General features: G+C 67.1%; 17 protein-coding genes. 5 read left to right on the top strand and 12 right to left on the bottom strand.

The genetic code is table 11. The features are described from left to right. Positions 1–92: 92 nt before the first annotated feature. Genes gspD through BTJ49_RS03895 form a run of 4 tightly spaced genes read right to left on the bottom strand, consistent with a single transcriptional unit; the run spans position 93 to position 4,900 of the window. The gene (gspD, locus tag BTJ49_RS03910) at positions 93–2,372 is read right to left on the bottom strand and encodes a type II secretion system secretin GspD (RefSeq protein WP_240151624.1); all 2,280 of its coding nucleotides are present in this window, start codon (positions 2,370–2,372) and stop codon (positions 93–95) included. A gap of 5 nt (positions 2,373–2,377) precedes the next feature. Continuing rightward, entirely contained in the window at positions 2,378–3,127 is a 750-nt protein-coding gene (locus BTJ49_RS03905) for a general secretion pathway protein GspN (protein ID WP_193568407.1), read from the bottom strand. Next, positions 3,124–3,723, bottom strand: coding sequence for a type II secretion system protein GspM (gene gspM / locus BTJ49_RS03900; RefSeq protein ID WP_113064085.1), 600 nt, complete (start codon positions 3,721–3,723; stop codon positions 3,124–3,126). Before gspM ends, BTJ49_RS03905 begins: the two co-directional genes overlap by 4 nt. Further along, a complete protein-coding gene (locus BTJ49_RS03895) occupies positions 3,704–4,900 on the bottom strand; it encodes a PilN domain-containing protein (RefSeq protein WP_240601722.1) in 1,197 nt (398 codons plus the stop codon). Before BTJ49_RS03895 ends, gspM begins: the two co-directional genes overlap by 20 nt. 331 nt (positions 4,901–5,231) lie before the next feature. Between BTJ49_RS03895 and BTJ49_RS03890 the strand changes: the two genes are divergently transcribed. The 3 genes from BTJ49_RS03890 to BTJ49_RS03875 all read left to right on the top strand — a co-directional run bounded on the left by BTJ49_RS03890 (position 5,232) and on the right by BTJ49_RS03875 (position 7,759). Then, positions 5,232–6,125: a DUF2167 domain-containing protein gene (locus tag BTJ49_RS03890; RefSeq protein ID WP_113064084.1), complete on the top strand. Its 894-nt coding sequence runs from the start codon at positions 5,232–5,234 to the stop codon at positions 6,123–6,125. A gap of 419 nt (positions 6,126–6,544) precedes the next feature. Beyond that, positions 6,545–6,958, top strand: coding sequence for a DUF2513 domain-containing protein (locus tag BTJ49_RS03880; protein WP_113064082.1), 414 nt, complete (start codon positions 6,545–6,547; stop codon positions 6,956–6,958). Between the two features lie 87 nt (positions 6,959–7,045). Continuing rightward, positions 7,046–7,759, top strand: a complete 714-nt coding sequence (locus tag BTJ49_RS03875) for an SIMPL domain-containing protein (RefSeq protein ID WP_113064081.1) — start codon at positions 7,046–7,048, stop codon at positions 7,757–7,759. Positions 7,760–7,798: 39 nt separating this feature from the next. Here BTJ49_RS03875 and hrpB read toward each other — a convergent pair whose 3' ends face one another. Beyond that, on the bottom strand, positions 7,799–10,294 hold the full coding sequence (gene hrpB / locus BTJ49_RS03870; RefSeq protein ID WP_113064080.1) for an ATP-dependent helicase HrpB: 2,496 nt from the start codon (positions 10,292–10,294) through the stop codon (positions 7,799–7,801). 95 nt (positions 10,295–10,389) lie between these two features. Here hrpB and BTJ49_RS03865 point away from each other — a divergent pair, with 95 nt between their 5' ends. Further along, positions 10,390–11,190 (top strand): TatD family hydrolase, encoded by an 801-nt coding sequence (locus tag BTJ49_RS03865; protein WP_113064079.1) that lies wholly within the window; start codon positions 10,390–10,392, stop codon positions 11,188–11,190. Positions 11,191–11,348: 158 nt separating this feature from the next. On the opposite strand, the gene BTJ49_RS03860 is transcribed toward BTJ49_RS03865, so the two are convergent. Then, on the bottom strand, positions 11,349–11,975 hold the full coding sequence (locus BTJ49_RS03860; RefSeq protein ID WP_113064525.1) for a flavin reductase family protein: 627 nt from the start codon (positions 11,973–11,975) through the stop codon (positions 11,349–11,351). A gap of 84 nt (positions 11,976–12,059) precedes the next feature. On the opposite strand from BTJ49_RS03860, the gene BTJ49_RS03855 reads away from it, so the two are divergent. Beyond that, positions 12,060–12,743 (top strand): metalloregulator ArsR/SmtB family transcription factor, encoded by a 684-nt coding sequence (locus BTJ49_RS03855; RefSeq protein ID WP_113064524.1) that lies wholly within the window; start codon positions 12,060–12,062, stop codon positions 12,741–12,743. Between the two features lie 9 nt (positions 12,744–12,752). Here the strand turns inward: BTJ49_RS03855 and BTJ49_RS03850 are convergent, their stop codons facing one another. The 6 genes from BTJ49_RS03850 to BTJ49_RS03825 all read right to left on the bottom strand — a co-directional run bounded on the left by BTJ49_RS03850 (position 12,753) and on the right by BTJ49_RS03825 (position 18,410). Further along, positions 12,753–13,502, bottom strand: a complete 750-nt coding sequence (locus BTJ49_RS03850; RefSeq protein WP_113064078.1) for a class I SAM-dependent methyltransferase — start codon at positions 13,500–13,502, stop codon at positions 12,753–12,755. Next, complete coding sequence (locus BTJ49_RS03845; RefSeq protein ID WP_113064077.1) at positions 13,499–14,080, bottom strand: pseudouridine synthase; 582 nt, start codon at positions 14,078–14,080, stop codon at positions 13,499–13,501. Before BTJ49_RS03845 ends, BTJ49_RS03850 begins: the two co-directional genes overlap by 4 nt. Before the next feature lie 55 nt (positions 14,081–14,135). Then, positions 14,136–14,954: a methyltransferase domain-containing protein gene (locus tag BTJ49_RS03840; RefSeq protein ID WP_206098375.1), complete on the bottom strand. Its 819-nt coding sequence runs from the start codon at positions 14,952–14,954 to the stop codon at positions 14,136–14,138. A 234-nt stretch (positions 14,955–15,188) separates the two neighbouring features. After that, on the bottom strand, positions 15,189–15,854 hold the full coding sequence (locus BTJ49_RS03835; protein WP_113064075.1) for an NYN domain-containing protein: 666 nt from the start codon (positions 15,852–15,854) through the stop codon (positions 15,189–15,191). Positions 15,855–16,131: 277 nt separating this feature from the next. Further along, positions 16,132–17,244 carry an S-(hydroxymethyl)glutathione dehydrogenase/class III alcohol dehydrogenase gene (locus BTJ49_RS03830; protein WP_113064074.1) on the bottom strand — a complete coding sequence of 371 codons (1,113 nt, stop codon included), beginning with the start codon at positions 17,242–17,244 and terminating at the stop codon, positions 16,132–16,134. 176 nt (positions 17,245–17,420) lie between these two features. After that, positions 17,421–18,410 (bottom strand): NAD(P)-dependent oxidoreductase, encoded by a 990-nt coding sequence (locus tag BTJ49_RS03825; RefSeq protein ID WP_113064073.1) that lies wholly within the window; start codon positions 18,408–18,410, stop codon positions 17,421–17,423. Positions 18,411–18,467 lie beyond the last annotated feature (57 nt).

Raw genomic sequence — 18,467 nt, 5'->3', positions numbered from 1 at the left:
CGCAAACGCCGATTCCAATGCGTGCAAGTTGTTCAGCATAGCAAGAGCCTGGCCCGAAGCGGCTGAACCGCGATGATCGGACCGGCCCATGCTCACTTCTGTTTCTTGGCGTCCTTCGCCTCGCGCAGCGGAGCCAGCGACTCGAACTTGCTGGCATATTCGTCGGTGATCTCCTGCGCGTCGCTGCTGCTGGTGATGACGCGTGGCGTGATCAGCACGATCAGTTCCGTGCGGTTGCGATGCCGGCTGGTGGTGCCGAACAGGCGGCCGATGACCGGAATCCGGTTCAACCCGGGAATGCCGGTGTCCGTCTTGCCTTCATCCTGCTGGATCAGGCCACCCAGAAGCACGGTCTGACCACTCTGGACCGCAATCTGCGTGTTCAGTTCCCGCTTGTCGATGGGGAAATTGCCGAATTTGTCGGCAATACCGGGCTTGCTGACCACCTGATCCAGCGTCAGGTAGACCAATCCGCCCGGATTGACGCGCGGACGCACCTGCAGGATGACGCCAGTGTCCTTGTAGCTGACCTGGCCCAGCGTGCTGAGGTCATTGTTCGAGCCCGTGCCGATGCCGCCGGCGATGTAGGTCTGGTTGACCGGCACCTGCGTGCCGACCTGGATCTTGGCTTCCTGGTTGTTCATCACCACCAGCGATGGCGCCGACAGCACCTTGGTGTTGCCGCTGGTCTCCATCGCGTGCACGGCAGCCTGCAGATTGTGGTTGACGAACGAGTAGAAGAAATTGTCCGTACCCGGCACGAAACTCGCACCGCCGCCGCCCAGCGCCCACTGCTGCTGGTTGCCCGGCTGGCCCGGGGTGAAGCCGCCGCTGCTGTTGGCCTGGCCGTTGATGAGGCCCTCCAGATACCACTGCACGCCGAAGCTGAATTGACCGGTCAGCTGCACCTCGAGGATGCGCGTCTCGATCTGCACCTGCAGCGGCACGATGTCCAGGCGCTGGATGGCCGACTCGATCTCGGCCCATTGCGAGGGCCGGCAACGCACCAGCAGCTGGTTGTTGGCGTCCACGGCGGTGATGCCGATGCCGCCCTTGTCGGCCTGGCCCAGGGTTCCGGTGGTGGCCTGCGCCTGCTGCCGCTGCGGCAGACCCGAACCGGAAAACGACGACGCACCGCCGCCGCTATCGCTCAGTCCCGAGCTGCCACCCAAACTGCTCGACGAATTCATGTTGCCGCGCCCCGAAGACGTGCTGCCACCCGTCTTCGAACCATCACCGTTGCCGGCGAAGCCGCCGATGGTGCCACTGCTCAGGCCCGGCCCAACCGACCCGCCGGTATCGGAACTCCCACTGCTGGAGGTGCCGTTGTAGATCTGGTTGAGGTAGTCGGCCAGGTACGTCGCCTGCACGTTCTTGACGTCGTACACGTAAAGCTGCGGCTGGTTGCCGCCGCCGCGGTCGATGCGCTCGATCCAGTCGCGCACTTCGCTGAGGTAGGCCGGCTGCGGCGTGATGACCACGATCGAGTTGGTGCGCTCGATCGGGATGAAGCGCAGCATACCGGCCAGTGGCGTGTCGCTCTTCGGGCCGAACATCTTGTCCAGCTGTGGCATCAGCTTCGCGACATTGGCCCGCTGCAGACCGAACACGCCCACCGACATGCCCTTGAGCCAGTCGACATCGAAGGTGCGGATAGTGCGCTGGTAGTTGGCCAGCTCCTGCGGCGTGCCGCCCATCACCAGCAGGTTGCGCGCCGGATCGACCAGCAGGAAGGCCTTGTCGCGCGCGAACGGCTTCAGCAGCTTCTGCATCTGCGTGGCCGAGATGTAATGCAACGGGAACAGACGCGCCTGCATGCCGCTGCTGGGCGCAGCCGCGCCCAGGCTCGGCGAGATGTTGCCGGCCACGGCTTCCTTCGCCGGCAGCACCAGATAGCTGCCGTTCTTCTCCACCAGGGCGTTGTCGGTCCACGACAGCAGCGTCTCCAGGATCGGCAGCGCCTGGTTGCGCGCGACCGGCTGCGAGGTCGAGAACGTGATGCTGCCCTTCACGCCCGGAGCAATGGCGTAGTTGCGCTTGAGCAGATCGCCCAGCACCGCCTTGACCACGGCCTGGATCGGCTGATTCTCGAAGTTGAACGTCACCTTGCCCGCCGACTCGGCGGCCTTGCCGGCGCCGGCGCGCGTGTTGCGCACGAACACCCCGGTGCCCTTGGCGATCTCGCTATTGGGCGGCGCCACGGGCGGATTCTGTCCACGCAGGGGGCGCGCTGGCGGTTTCGGCGGTGGCTGATCGACCCCGGCCATGGCTTCACGCTGCAGCGCGCTGTTGTCGCGCGGCTGCGGCAGGGTGCTGCACCCGGCAAGCAGGGCCACCAGCGCGGTCAGGAGAATGGCGATCGACTTTTGCATGGTTTTCATTGTCCCTGATTCTGTTGCGCCTGCATCTGGCGGCGTCGGGCTTCGATGCGTGCTTTCAGCGCCTGGATGCGGCGCTCCTTTTCGCGTTGACCGGCCTGGTCGCGCGCCGAAGACGCCGCTTTCCGGCCCTGCGGCGTTCGCTGGAACTGCAGGGCGCGCCCATGCGGTCCGGTTTGCGGCGGCGGCTTGTTCGACGACGACGGCTGGACCTCACTGGCCTCGGCCTTGCCGCCCCCGCCCGGCTGGCCGGGGCCGGCATTGGCATCGATGCTCTTGGCCACTTTCAGCTTCAGCTCAGTGCGCTGGCCATTGCCGGTGAACACGGCACTACGCGGCGAAAGCTTGGACAGCGTCCAACTGCTGTCGGCCAGCGTAGCGCCTTCGCGCACCTGCACGTCCTTGCCCGAGCGGTCGTGCATCAGGGCCATGCGCAGATCCGGCGTGATGATGATGCCGGTCAACTGCAGGTCGCCCAGGGCGACGTTGCCGCCGCCGCTGTCGCTTTCCGGCGCAGGCTTGCGGTCGGTGGTGAACAGCGGTTTTTCCCAGGTCGTGGCGAAATCCTTGAGCGGCGGCGCCGCGCGGCGCGCCACCGAAGCGGTCGGCGGCAGCTTCGCCGCCGGACCCGGCGCGTCCCAGTGCACGGTGCGGCCCAGTCCCATGGACAGGGCCGCCAGCAGCCCCGCGCCAAGCGCGCAGAGCACGCCCAGCACCGGCGTCAGGCGACGTTGATCGGCGGCGTTCATGACTTGCCTCCCGCCGATGCCGGCTGGCGCAGGTAGCCGCTGAGACTGAACTGCACCTGCAAGGGCTGCAGACTGCCGTCCGGGCTGTGCACCGGGCTGCGGTAGGCGCTGAAGTTATCGATGAACAGGTAGGGCGTTCCCTCTTCGAGATCGTGCAGCACCCCGGCCAGGGCATGCATGCCGCAACGCAGGCTGATGTTCACCGTGACCTTGCGATAGGGGCCGTCGCCGGGGTCGCTCTGCACCGGCATCTTCTGCGTCACCGAGCACGGTCCAAGACCGGTATGCGCCGCGGCCACCTCGACCGCGTGCTGCATCAGATTGGCCGACGCCGTGCTGGGATCGCTGTCGGCCAGCAATGCACTGCTGGTCGCCTGCCCCTGCTGCAACTTGGCCAGGCGCTTCTGCAGATCGACGCGCTCGGCGATGATCGCCGCGTAGCGGTGCTCATCGGCACGCAACTGCTGCATCTGGTCGGCCATGCCCAGCTGCGGCGCGACGAACCACCAGTGCACCAGCAGCAGATAGGCCAGCGCCAGCGTCAGCAGCGCCAGAAACACAGCAAGCACGCGGCTCTCAACGGGTTTGAGCTGCATCGTCGCCCCCCTTGTCGTTCGGCTTGCCGGCGTCGTCGGTCTTCAGATGCGCAGTCAGGAAGAAACGCTCCTTGTGCGTGCGCGGATCGGTCTGGATCACGCCCTGGAAGCCCGGTTCGGACAGATACGGCGACTTCTTCAGCAGATCGACCAGTCGCGCGGCCTGCGGACTCTGCCCCTGCATCCCGACGCTGCCGTCGTTACCGATGTTGAAGCGCTCCAGCCAGGTATCAGTCGGCAGGCGTTTGCTGACATCGTCGAGCACGGCCAGCACGGTCGGTGACTGCGATCGCTGGCGCGCCAGGAATCCGGCCGCGCCGGCGCTGGCAACCAAGCGCTGACGCAACTTCATCACGCTGCGCGCCTGATCGTGCATGGCGTCGACGTGCGCCTGCATGGCGTCGATCACCGCTCGGCGGTTGTGCAGCCACTGGCCCATGGCCAGCACCACCAGCAGCACGAACAGCGCGCCGAGCGCCAGATTCAGTCGCTTGCGCGGGTGCACGCGGCGACGGCGCTGGTCCGGCGGCAGCAGGTTCGCGCCCAGGCGTCGGTCGCCATCCAGCGCATCGACGGCGTCGAGCTCAATGCCGGCCTCGCGCAACTGGGTCAGCATCGGCTCCAGACGCTGCCGCGGCGCCGCCACCAGTTCCACCTCGAGCGGGCCGGACGAACCGCCGGATGCTTGCTCGAACGGGTCGAAATACACCTGATCGGCCGTGAACGGCGTCTGCCGATCCATTTCGTAAGCCACCACCTGACGCAGATTGGCGGTGGCTGCCGTCGGCAGTTTCAGATGCCGGCGCAGCACCGCCTGCGCGGGCAAACACAGCGCCAGGTGCAGATCCTGCGGGTCGATGCCGGCACAGGCTTCGCGCAGAGCGGCCTGCTGCTGGGCCGGAGACAGGCTGGCGTCGATCTGCACCAGCACCGCTTCATCGCCGGGCGCGCGCACCTGCCAGCGTGCGCCGTCCGGAAGCAGTATCCGCCATTGCGCGCCGCCGCTCAGGCTGGCGCGCCAGCGCGCCGGCAGACAGGCGCGCAACTCCGCGCCCCACCAGCGCAGGAATCCGGGCAACGGCGAACCGCGCCAAGCACGGCGCACCTGTTCGAGCTGCGGACGCATGGACTGCGCCAGAGAAGCCATCATCCCTCCCGGATCATCATCAGCACGCACGCCCCCCTCCGTGCGCATTATCCCCACACGCCAACCGTCGAAGCAGCCTCTGCGGCGCATGAACCCGGAACCATACTATGAGTGCGCGGTGTTTTGCTTGCACCGACGCACGAAGCACATCCAGATCGTAAAGCCTCCGACCGCGAGCGCGAACAGTAAGTTCAGCGTCGCCTGCACAGCACCTCCATGGCGTGAAGCCCCTCGCAAACCGTCGTCCGGATCGTAGAACAACCATCCGGCGCAAGGTGACAGGTTCCGCCGGCATCTGATAGAACTTGCCTGACGCCGGCGCGGGAGGCTCCGGCGGTGAAGGATCACTGGGGAAATCACGATGTTTCGTCGCATGACTGTGGCCGCGCTGGCCTGTCTTCTGCTGTCCGCATGGCGGCCCGCGCTGGCCGGAAGCCAGCCGCTCAGCGCGGACCAGGCCCGCGCCTTGTTGCACGCGCTGCAGTTCCGGCAGGGGCGCATCGCGATTCCCGCCGCGCACGCCTCGCTCCAGCTCACGTCCGGCTTCAGCTTTCTCGACGCCGCCGACGCGCGCAAGGTGCTGGAACAACTCTGGCGCAACCCTCCCGACACGGGTGTACTAGGCATGATCGTTCCCGGCAAGGACGCGCGAGGTCTGGTCGCGGACGATGGCTACGCCGTGGTCATCACCTACACCGGCGACGGCTACGTGTCGGACAAGAACGCCGCCGACATCGACTACGACGAATTGCTGGAGAACATGCAGAAAGCGACCCGCGACCGCAACGCCGAACGCCGCAAGCAGGGCTATCGGACCATGACGCTGGTCGGCTGGGCCGAGCCGCCGCACTACGACCGCAGCCATCACAAGCTCTACTGGGCCAAGGATCTGCGGGTCGACGGCATGCAGAACGACGCACTGAACTACGACATCCGCGCACTGGGCCGGCACGGCTACCTGAGTCTCAACGCGGTGGCCGGTATGGGGCAGCTCGCCAGCGTGAAGACCGGCATGCAGCAGATCCTGCCGATGGTCGATTTCGATCAGGGGTCTCGCTACGCGGACTTCGATCGCCATTCCGACCACATCGCCGCCTACGGTATCAGCGCCTTGATCGCGGGCGGTCTGGCGGCCAAGGCCGGACTGTTCGCGAAACTGTTCGCGGTGCTGCTGGCGGCCAAGAAGCTAGTTATTGCAGGCGTCGCCGCCGCCGCGGCCTTCCTGCACAAGCTGTTCAAGCGCAAGCAGGCCTGAATGCGCCTCATCGTGCATGCCGCCACTCGTCCCGACTGGCGCCGCATGCGGGACAGGAAAACGCCATGATCCAGCGCTACCGTGATCCACATGCAACATCAGATGAATGGTCCACGATCGCATGAAAGAGCCACTTCGTCGTAGCGGGTCGTGGTATCTGAAGTGGCTCTTGGCCAGCTACGCTGCAAGCTATGCGCTCTTCTTGTTCATGGTCGTGACAAGCCTCCCGTTCTGCGGCTACCGGTTCTCGAATTGGTGGTTCACGCCCATCGGTGGCAATGTTCAACTCGGGGTGGCCATGCTGGTTTCGCCCTTCGTCTACAAAAGACTGCGGTGACGATGTCATCCGGCCGTTCATGCAAACGGACATCGTGAAGCGCGCCGTATGATCTAAGAGTTAGGCTCCAAATGGAGAACGCATGAAAATTGATCATGACTACCTTAAAGGTCTGCTGGAAGCATTCGAGGCATCTCCTGACCCTATTACCGACATTAATTCGTTGAGAGCATCCGGCTACGACTACGATAATCGACAATTCATATTCCACATGGGGATTCTTGAAGATAAATGTCTTGTTCAAAGAGACGATGGTGACGCAGGATTTGGGATGGTTCGTGGAATCGATGGACATATCTCATGGTCCGTTCTTCCTTTGAGGCTGACCGCGAATGGTCATGAGTTCATTGAGGCCCTTCGCAACAAACAAGTCTGGGCGACGATCAAGAAAGATTTCAAAGAAGCCAGCATTGAAACTTTGTGGCAAGTATCCAAAGACCTTCTAGAAGGTTACACAAAGAAAAAAATTGCGACGCTAACCGGTGTTGGCACCTAATCACTTACTCAAGCGGACAAACTGATGCATGCCGCTTAATTCAAGAAATATCCACTGCCAGCATCAGCCCATTCGGAGGCACTTGTCATGAAACGCATCCTCGCCGCTGCTCTTGTCGCCGTGGGACTGATCGCCGGAGGCTGGTTCGTCGGTCACGGTTTCGAGGCCGGCCGCTCGCATCGCGCGGTCACCGTGAAGGGCCTGGCCGAGCGCGACGTGAAAGCCGACCTGGCGCTGTGGCCGATCCGCTTCGTCGAGGCCGGCAACCACCTCAAGGCCGTGCAGACCGCGATCCAGCGCGACGACACCAGCGTCGACGCCTTCCTGAAGCGGCACGGCATCGGCGACGACGCCATCGACTTCCGCCAGCTCGAAGTCACCGACCGCGCCGCGCAGGCCTACGGCAACGCCAACTACCCGAACCGCTTCATCATCACGCGCACGGTGATGGTGCGCACGCCGAAGGTCGACACCGTGGCCAAGGCCTCGCAGGCCACCGGCGAACTGGTCGACGCCGGCGTAGTGCTGAGCGATCAGAACGGCGGCAGCGCGCCCAGCTACCTGTTCAACGGACTCAACCAGCTGAAACCGGCGATGATCGCCGAAGCCACGCGCAACGCCCGCGCCGCCGCCGAGCAGTTCGCACACGATTCCGGCAGCCATCTGGGTGGCATCGTCCAGGCCAACCAGGGCGTGTTCCAGATCCTGCCGCGCGACAAGGCGCCGATGCTGCAGGAACAGCGGCAGGTACAGAAGACCGTGCGCGTGGTCGCCACGCTGCGCTACGCGCTGCGCGACTGATCGCGCGCGGCCGGAGGTCCGACGGAACGGGCCTTCGCTTCAACGCCCCGCATGCCGGCGGGTGCGATGCGTGGGCGTGGCCGACCACGGATCGTCCGGCCACGGATGCTTGGGGTAGCGACCTTTCAGTTCCTTCTTCACCTCGGGATAGGTGCGCTCCCAGAACCCGGCCAGGTCCTGCGTGACCTGCATCGGACGCCCCGCCGGCGACAGCAGATGCAGCGTCACCGGCACGCGCCCGCCACCCACGCGCGGCGTGTCGGCCAGACCGAACAGTTCCTGCAGCTTCACCGCCAGCACCGGCGGCGCATCGGGCGTGTAGACCAGCTTGTGCGTACGACCGCTGGGCACGGTCAGCGCCTCGGGCGCCTGGGCGTCGAGCTGCTGGCGCTGGCCGTAGTCGAGCAGCGCCAGCAGCGCCTGCGACAGCTCGGCCGCGGATAGCGCATCCAGCTTGCGCTTGCCGTCCAGATACGGTCCCAACCAGGTCTCCAGCGTGGCCAGCAGGGTGTCGTCGGAGACATCCGGCAGGCCCGATTCCGGCATCCAGCCGCGCAGTGCCTGGATGCGCGCACGCAGGCGGCGTGCCGCGTCGCTCCACGGCAGGCTTTCCAGCCCGCGTTCGCGCACGCGCGCCAGCAACGCCGGCAGAGCATCCTCGGCGCGCACCGGCACGCTGCGGCGTTCCAGCACCAGGGCATCGAAACGACGCTCCTCGAAGGCCTCCACGGCCTCGCGATCGGCGTTCCAGCGCACGGCGCGCTGGGTAACGAAACGCTCGCCGTAGTCGCGCTGCAGCAACGCAGGATCGAACGGCGCGGCGGCGAAGATCAGGCTGTCGCGGCTTTCCAGACGCAGATCCAGCACCACCAGCCAGGGCTCGCCGAGCAGCGCCGTCGCCTCGTGCAGGCGCGCACCGCGACCGTTGCTGAGCTGATAGCGCAACGGCTGTCCCTCGACCTGCATCGCGATGCGATCGGGGAAGGCATGCGCCAGCAGATCGCCCACCGCATGACTGTGCGGCGTGCCGCTGGCCGCCGCGCGCGCGCCGATGCGCTGCCGCCAGCCGCGCGCCGCGCGCTCGATGGCCGCCAGTGCGCCGGCGTCGGCGCCGAACCGTCGCGCCGCCGAGGCCCCGCCATCGCGCCAGACATGCAGGGCCTGGACGCGCTGCCGGAAATCGTCGTTGCGCGCATGCTCGCCACGCAGCGGCGAACGCGCATCGAGCAGCGCCAGCAGATCCGCCATCAGGCCGTGCTGCGCTTCGTTCGCACGCGTGACCGCCGCCGCCAGCCGTGGCGTCGCGCCCAGCGCATGCATGGCGCGCCCCAGCGCGGTAATGCGATGTTCGGCATCGAGCGCACCGAGGCGGCACAGCAGATCGCGCGCCTGCGCCAGCGCGCCGGACGGCGGCGGGTCCAACCACGGCAGCGCGTCGTGGCCCCAGGCAGCCAGCTCCAACGCCAGACCGGACAATTCGGCCTGAGCGATCTCGGCGATACGTTCGGCGTCCAACCGCTGGCTCTGCGGCCACAAGCGATAGGCGACGCCGGGTGCGACACGGCCGGCGCGGCCGGCGCGCTGATCGGCCGAATCGCGGGCGACGGTCACCGTGCGCAGCCGGGTGAAGCCGGAATTCGGATCGAACTGCGGCACCCGCGCCAGTCCGCTGTCGACCACGGCGCGGATGCCGGGCAGCGTGACGCTGGATTCGGCGACATTGGTGGCCAGAATCACGCGGCGACGCGCATCGTCGGCCGGCGCCAGCGCAGCCTGCTGGTCGGCCAGCGCCAGCTCGCCGTGCAACGGCAGCACTTCGATGTCCGCGTCCAGCTGCTCATCGAGCAGCCGGGTCGCGCGGGCGATTTCGCGCTGTCCGGGCAGAAAAGCCAGCACGTCGCCCTCGATCTCGGCCAGCGCCTGCCGTACCGTGCGGGCGAGATGCTGTTCGGTCGACTCCTGCGCGCGCGCCGGCGGGTGCTCGATGCGCACCGGAAAGCTGCGGCCCGGACTGCTGATGCGCGGCGCATCCAGCCACTGCGCGATGCGCTCGCCGTCCAGCGTGGCCGACATCACCACCAGACGCAGGTCCGGACGCAGCCCCGCCTGCACGTCCAGCGCCAACGCCGCGCCCAGATCGCCGGCCAGATGCCGCTCGTGGAATTCGTCGAACAGGATCGCGCCGACATCCTCCAGCGTCGGATCGTCCTGGATGCGGCGCGTCAACAGGCCTTCGGTGATGACCTCGATGCGGGTCGCCGCGCTCAGCCGCGACTCGAAGCGGATCGCGTAACCCACGCGACGGCCCACCGCCTCGCCCAGTTGCCCGGCCATGAACGTCGCCGCCGCGCGCGCGGCGATGCGGCGCGGTTCCAGCAGCAGGATGCGCTTGCCGTCCAGCCACGGCGCCTCCAGCAGCGCCGGCGGCACCTGTGTGGTCTTGCCCGCGCCCGGCGGCGCCTCCAGCACCAGGCGTGTGCTGTGTTCCAGAGCCTCGAGGATCTGCGGCAACAAGGGAGTAATGGGGAATTTCATACCTGCGCAAGTGGGGACGGAGGGCGTTAAGCAGCAGCTTAACGCCCTCCGTCCCCGACCACTTACAATGTGCGTTTTTGCCAAGCCAGCCACGCATGGAATTGATCGACATCGGCGCCAACCTGACGCACGAATCCTTCGCGCACGACTTCGACGCCGTGCTCGAGCGCGCCCGCACACACGACGTGGCGCAGATCATGGTGACCGGCGCCAGCCGCGAGGGCAGCGAACAGGCGCTGGCACTGGCGAAGACGCATCCCGGCCGGCTGTTCGCCACGGCCGGCGTGCACCCGCACCATGCAGTCGAGTACGACGCCGACACCGATGCCCTGCTGCGCCGCCTGGCCGACGAGGCCGAAGTGAAGGCGGTCGGCGAAACCGGCCTGGACTACCACCGCAACTACTCGCCGCGTGGCGTGCAGCTGGAGGCGTTCGAGAAGCAGCTCACCATCGCCGCCGAGCGCGGCATGCCGGTGTTCCTGCACCAGCGCGACGCACACGCCGATTTCCTGGCCCTGCTGAAGTCCTTCCGCGACGCCCTGCCGGCAGCGGTGGTGCATTGCTTCACCGACACCCGCGAAGCGCTGTTCGACTACCTGGACCTGGACTGCCACATCGGCATCACCGGCTGGCTGTGCGACGAGCGCCGAGGCACTCACCTGCGCGAATTCGTGCGCGAGATTCCCGAGGGCCGCCTGATGATCGAGACCGACGCGCCCTACCTGCTGCCGCGCACGGTGCGCCCGAAGCCCGATCATCGCCGCAACGAGCCGATGTTCCTGAAGCACATCTGCGAAGAACTGGCGCGCGACCGCGGCGAGACCCTGGAACAGACCGCAGCCCACACCACCGACACCGCGCGCGCGTTCTTCGGCCTCGAAGCGCCTGCTTCCTGAGCAGGCGCCGTTGCGCAAGAGGAAGGCGCAGCGACGACGGCGCGGGATCTGTTCTTGTTTCCCTCGCCGACGCAGAAACGACGTCATTGACCGGAAACCCGCGTAACAACCGACCATGCTGACAAAGCGACCGTCTGACTGACGCTGTCGTCTTCGCGCTAGACCTCGGCCTTGAACGTCCGGCCCAGCGACGGGCCGCCGCCGACGTAGTGGCGGAACACGTAGAGCAGCGGACGGAAGCGCTGCGGGTCGACATGATCGCTGCCGGCGAGCGTCATGTCCGCATGGGCGTGCACGCGAAGCACCTCGGTCTCGACGATGGCGAACCCACCCGCCGCCTCGCGCCAGGCCGGTAGCGCGCGCCGGCGGATCTCGACCACGCGCGCCTCCATCTGCAGCGGACATTCCGCCACCCGGGGCGGAGCCACGATCTCCGAGGGCCGCGGCGTCAGTCCGGCCAGCGCGAACTTGTCGGCGGCATGCCGGTAGCCCGCCTTCCAGGACGGCACCGGATCGCATCCGGTGGTCGGCGCCAGCGCCTCGACCGCGCGCCAGGCATCGGGACCGGCCACGTTGAGCGTGCACTCACCCTCCCGTTCGAGATTCGCCAGTCCCTGACCGCCGCCGGCCAGACCCAGCACGACGCGGTCGGCCAGCGCCCACGCCGAGGACATCGGCGTCAAGTTGGTGCCGCCGTCGGCGTTGCGCGTGGCGATGAGCAGGACCGGCGTGCCGAAATAGAGCACGCGGGGACGAATGGTGCGGAGGGCGATCGAATCGGACATGGCCGCATGATGCGCGGCCAGACACGACCGACGTTTCGACGGCGGACGAATCATCGGTGTGCGCCGCACGCTAGCATGGCGCGCATGGCCGTCGTCCCCACCCGTTACCAGCTCGCCGAGATCGGCAGCCTGCTCGCCGATCCCTCGCGGGCGGCGATCCTGCTGGCGCTGGCCGACGGTCGCGCACGTCCGGCCGGCGAACTGGCGCGGATGGCCCGGATCGCGCCGAGTACGGCCAGCGCGCACCTGGCGCGCCTGGTCGCGGGCGGCCTGCTTAGCGTGCTGCAGCAGGGACGGCACCGCTATTTCCGCATCGCCAACGACACCGTGGCCCATGCGCTGGAAACCCTGCCGCTGATACGACCGATGCCGCGCGATGTCCCGGTACCCGCCAGTCAACGTCCGCTACAAGAGGCCCGCACCTGCTACCGCCACCTCGCCGGCCGCCTCGGCGTGGCGCTGCACGACCGGCTGCGCGAATGCGCGTGGATCGAGTTGGGCGAGCGCGCGGTCCATCTCAGCACATCCGGCCTGCGCGCACTGGCCGATGCCGGTCTGCTCACGACGGAGGATTCGCTTTCGCTCGCGGGTCGGCAGTGCCTGGACTGGACCGAACGGCGGTTCCACCTGGGCGGCCCGCTCGGGGTGACGCTGACTGCACGCATGCGGCAACGCGACTGGCTGCGTCCGCGCGACGGTTCGCGCGCGCTGCGTCTGACGCCGACCGGGCGGACCGGACTGAACGCGCTCGGCGTCGCGCTCGACTGACGATGCCGCTCAGCGCGGCGCGCGGCCCGCGCGGACGTGGAAGTCCCAGTGCACAACGCGGGTCGTCTCCGGGTCGCCCCAGGCGCGGCACAGCGCCTTCTCGATCGTGGCGACGGCATCCTCGCCCGTGGCCTTGCGGTAGCGCTGGCTTCCCGACCATGAGCGCAGATAGGCCAGGAACTGTTCGGCCGTCCACGACGCCTGCATGGCGAAGACCGGCGTATCGACCGTCTCCAACGGCATCGGGATGTCCGCGTAGCCGGACTCGACCAGACGTCGCTCGGGCGGCCAGTAAGGCGCGGTGAGCTCGCCGTAGACGCGCTGCTTCAGGACGTCGATCTCCGGCGCGACATGGCAGTCGGCATAGGTCCAGGCGGCGAACAGACCGCCCGGCCTGAGTACCCGACGCACCTCCGCGAAGAAGCGCGCGGCATCGAACCAGTGCAGCGCCTGCCCGACCGTGACCAGATCGACCGACGCATCGTCGAGACTGGGTTGCTCGGCCGGCTCCACGCGATAGTCGATACGCGCGTGCGGCGCGGCTTGCGCGACCTGCTCGGCGCTGGGATCGGTCGCCCTCACCCGCGCGAAGCGCTCGGCCAGCGCCACGGCCACCTGGCCGTTGCCGCAACCCGCGTCCCACGCCAGCGTGGTGCCCGGCGCCTGCACGGCGAGCCAGTCGAACAGCGCCGACGGATACACCGGACGCGCCTGCCGATAGAGTTCGGCATGGCCGGAAAAATGGTCCTTGAAGCTCATTTACGAGGTACTCCATCCGTGCGCAGGGCAGCCGCAGCATCGCCCTGCAGTTCGGTCCAGTCGCCCGGCGCCAGATCGCCCAGCTCGACCGCGCCGACGCGGGTGCGCACCAAGCGCAGCGTCGGCAACCCGACCGCGGCCGTCATGCGTCGCACCTGGCGGTTGCGGCCCTCGCGAATCGTCAATTCGAGCCAGGCCGTGGGAATGTGCTTGCGGAAACGCACCGGCGGATCGCGCGGCCACAACCAGCCCGGCGCGGTCGCGCGCAGTTCGACCTGCGCCGGACGCGTCATGCCGTCCTTCAGCCGCACGCCGCGCTGCAGCTGCTGCAACGCCTGGGCGCTCGGCGTGCCCTCGACCTGCACCAGATAGGTCTTGGGTTGCTTGTGCCTGGGATCGGTAAGGCGATGCGCCAGCGGGCCTTCGTCGGTCAGCAGCAGCAGACCTTCGCTGTCGCGGTCCAGCCGTCCAGCCGCGTAGACGCCCTTCTGCGCGACGTAATCGGCCAGCGTGGGGCGTCCCTCGCGATCGGTGAACTGGCACAGCACGCCGTACGGCTTGTTGAGCGCGATCAGCATGCCTCGCGGGCGCACCCTTCGTGCGGGCGCGCCATACTCCGTCGCCGCAGCCGACTCATTGCGCGGAAGACGTCGCGGCCGGCAGCACCGGCTTGACGAAGCGCAGCGTCATGCGGTCCGACTCGCCGATGGCCTGGTACTTGGCCTTGTCCTGATCGCCCATGGCCAGCGTCGGCGGCAGCGTCCACACGCCCTTGGGATAATCCTTGGTGTCCTTCGGGTTGGCGTTGACGTCGCTCTTCGCGTCGAGTTTGAAACCGGCCTGCTCGGCCAGCTTGATCACGTAGTCCTGCGGCAGGTAGCCGCTGCCCCGGACCGAGGCCAGCGTGACGTCGGGCGCGGCGCGATGGTCGACCACCCCAAGCGTGCCGCCCGGCTTGAGCACGTCGTAGAACGCCTTGAACATGGCTTCGGCGGTGCCGGCCTGCACCCAGTTGTGCGCGTTGCGGAAGGTCAGGACCATGTCCACCGAACCGGGCGTGCCCAGATTCGGCGTCTTCGGATCCATGCGGATCACGCGCGCCTTGCCGAACACCTTCGGCGCCGAGGCGAACAGCGCCTTGAGCGTGTCGGCGTCCTGCTTCGCCTCGTCACTGGAGGACGGCATGAATTCGGCGGCGATGTACTGGCCGTTGTCACGCAGCAGCGGCGCCAGGATGCGCGCGTACCAACCGCCGCCCGGGGTGATCTCGATCACCGTCAGATCGGGGCGAATGCCGAAGAACTGCAGCGTCTGCAGCGGATGGCGATAAGTGTCGCGCGCCTTGTCCGTGGCCGGGCGCCAGGCGCCGGCGAGCACGGCGCGGATACGCTGGGCCGACATCTGGCTGGCCGTGGTCGGCGGCACGATCTGATTCGGCTGATCGTCGGCCATGGCCGAGGCGTTGGACGCCTGCGCCGCCCCGGCCGCAGAGGCCGATGAGGCCGGGCTGTCGGACGACGCGCCCTGCTGCGCGGAGCCGCAGGCGGCGAGCAGGGCCGCCAGGCCCAGAATCCAAAGTTTCTTCATGACGTATCCCTCGACGACGTCGTTCCACCCCGGCCCCCGCCGCAGATTACCATGCCGCAATGCGCACACTCCGGCGCGCACGCGCTACATGACGCAAATTCAGTAGGGCCGCGGACAGACCGACTGCAGGCCGTCGACGTGCTCGTTCAATTCGGCGGCGATACCCTGCCACATCGGATCGAGGATGAAGTCGATGCCCTCGCGGCGGGCCAGCTTGGCGGCCGGAATGAAATCGGCGTCGCCGGCCACCAGCACGATCTGGTCGACCTGGCGCTTGTACGCCATCGAGGCGATGTCGATGCCGATCTTCACGTCGACCTGGGTCTGGCGCATGTCCAGTTCGTAGTGATCGTCGCGCAGATCGTCCCAGGACAGCGCGCCTTCGCGCAGGCTCTGCAACGCGGCGCGCTTGAGCTGCCACTCGCCGCCACGATCGCTCAGACGACCCAGACGCAACGCCATCTTGCGCTGGCGACGCAGGTTGTCGTGAAGGTCCCAGCGAAAATGCGCCATGCCGCTGTCGCCGAAGTCGATCTCGTTGCCGCTCACCGGACGCTGGAACACCTTGTCCAGCGGCTCGCAGTCGTAGAAAAAGATGCGGAACAGCGCATCCTTGGGCCGATCCAGCGCGCGGATGTGCTCGATGGCCATGGTGAAGGCGGTCTTGGCCACGACGCGCGGATCATTGGCGTCGCGATCGGTGTAGACCTTGCGGAAACGGGCGAGAAAGAACGCCCCGTCGATGAGAACGGCGGTCGAAGGCATAGAACTGGATGTCCATAATCGTGAATTGGGGTCTCGCGCGCGCTACGCGCGCACGAAAAGAGGCGATATTACATAGGCCTGGACCGGAAGCGTCAAGGCATCGCAGCGCTTGCTGCCCACTGGCGCACACACGAATTTCGCTCCGATCTGCCTACGGCACAGGCACCCGGCGCACCGTTCAGCAACCCCTGCAATCTACCGAGCGGATCTCTTCTCCAGCTTATCGCCGAATCGCGGTCCGGGGCAGCGGCCCGCGATTCGGCGTCCAGACGTCGGCTCAGTAGCGGATGACCGAGCGGATCACCTTGCCCTCGTGCATCAGGTCGAAGGCGCGGTTGATGTCCTCCAGCGGCATCACTTCGGTGATCATCTCGTCGATCTTGATCTCACCCTTTAGATACCGCTCGACGTAGCCGGGCAGCTGCGTGCGGCCCTTCACGCCGCCGAAGGCCGAACCGCGCCACACGCGGCCGGTGACCAGCTGGAACGGGCGCGTGCTGATCTCCTCGCCGGCGCCGGCGACGCCGATGATGGTCGACTCGCCCCAACCCTTGTGGCAGCACTCCAGCGCCGAGCGCATCACGTGCACGTTGCCGATGCACTCGAACGAGTAGTCGACGCCGCCGTCGGTCATGTCGACGATGACATCCTGGATCGGCGTGTCCGGGTAGTCCTTCGGGTTGACGAAGTCGGTCGCGCCGAGCTTCTTCGCCATATCGAACTTGTCCGCATTCAGGTCGACGCAGATGATGCGCGAAGCCTTGGCCATGACCGCACCCTGCACCACCGACAGGCCGATGCCGCCCATGCCGAAGATGGCCACGGTGGAACCGGGTTCGACCTTGGCGGTGTTGAGCACCGCACCGATGCCGGTGGTGATGCCGCAGCCGAGCAGGCAAACCTTGTCCAGCGGCGCTTCCTTGGAAATGTTGGCCAGCGAGATCTCCGGCACCACGGTGTACTCGGAGAACGTGCTGGTGCCCATGTAGTGCAGGATTTGCTTACCACCGAGGGAGAAGCGCGAGGTGCCGTCCGGCATCACGCCCTTGCCCTGGGTGGCGCGCACCGCCTGGCACAGGTTGGTCTTGCCGGACAGGCAGAACTTGCACTTTCCGCATTCGGCCGTGTACAGCGGAATCACGTGGTCGCCGGGCTTGAGCGAAGTCACGCCCTCGCCGACTTCCTCGACGATGCCGCCACCCTCGTGGCCCAGGATCACCGGGAACAGGCCTTCCGGATCCTTGCCCGACAGTGTGTAGGCATCGGTGTGGCACACGCCGGTAGCGACGATGCGCACCAGCACCTCGCCCTTCTTCGGCTTGGCGACTTCGACTTCCTCGATGGACAGCGGCTTGCCCGCTTCCCATGCAACGGCGGCTCTGGATTTCATGGAGGATTCCTCTCTCGGGAAAGTGCACGTCCGCGCGCAACGCAGACGGAAAAGGGAACGTTGCACGGCGCCGGCGACGCCCATGCGTTTCGACGGCGGCCGCTACCGGCCGGCAGCGGCTCGCGATGCGCTCATCGTAACCGGGATGGCCGCACATGCCGACAGTCGTTTGTCGGTCAGGCGCGCTCGACCGGATAGCGTCCGTCGCGATAGCGATCGCCGTGATAGCCCTTGATACCCAGACGATGCGCCATGGCGCCCAGCACCGCGCCACCTTCGCGCACCCGCGCGAGCACGGTCGCGAAATCGTCGCGCGGTTGCCAGCCCAGCGCCTCACGCGCCCGGGCATTGTCGTAGACGCGATCCAGCGACGGCGCCATGCGCCAGCCCAGCGCCGCGTAGGCCTCACGCCAGCCGGGCACGCGGCGATCCATCACCGCGGCGGGGTCGCGCCGCAGGGCCGCCGCGTCCTCACGCCGGAACGGCGTGGTCGCGCTGATGATGTAGCGGCCGAAACCGAGCTGCGGCGCGCGCTCGATGGCGCGCAGATGGGCATCAACCGCATCCTCGATGGCGACCCGGCGATGCAGGAATTCGTTGGTTTTCAGATTGGCGTCGGCAAAGGTCTCGCGCGACGCCGGCAGGTCGTCGGCCTCGGGGAAGAAGCGCGAGGTGCGCAGGATCAGACAATTCAGCCCCTGGTTGCGATGCGCCAGCCGGCACAGATCCTCGGCAGCCAGCTTGGTCGCGCCGTAGATGTTCTTCGGCTGCGGCACGGTGTCCTCGGTGATCCACGCCGCCGGCGCATCGGGTGGCGGCGTCATCGCGTCGCCGAAACTGCTGGTGGTGCTGGTGAAAACGAACGCGCGCACGCCGACATCGACCGCGGCATCGAGCAGATTCAGCGTGCCGGTGATGTTGGTGTCGATGAAATCCTGCCGCGCGTGCGTGGCGATGTGCGGCTTGTGCAACGTGGCGGTGTGCAGCACCACGTCGATGCCGCCGACCGCCGCGCGCACGGTGGCGGCATCGGCGATGGAACCGACACGGTCCGTGCAGGGCGAAGCCACGCGATCCAGGCCCACAGCCTCCTGTCCGTCCGCGCGCAACGTGCGCATCAGGGCTTCGCCCAGATGGCCCGCACTGCCGGTCACCAGTATTCGCATGCCGTTTCTCCTTGTCGAAAGACATCGGCGCCGCACGAACCGCGCGACGCCGATGTT

Source organism: Oleiagrimonas sp. MCCC 1A03011, from assembly GCF_003267965.1.
Taxonomy (GTDB): domain Bacteria; phylum Pseudomonadota; class Gammaproteobacteria; order Xanthomonadales; family Rhodanobacteraceae; genus Oleiagrimonas; species Oleiagrimonas citrea.
Note: the sequence above shows the minus strand (reverse complement) of the source record. Positions and strands in the feature narration are given on the sequence as shown.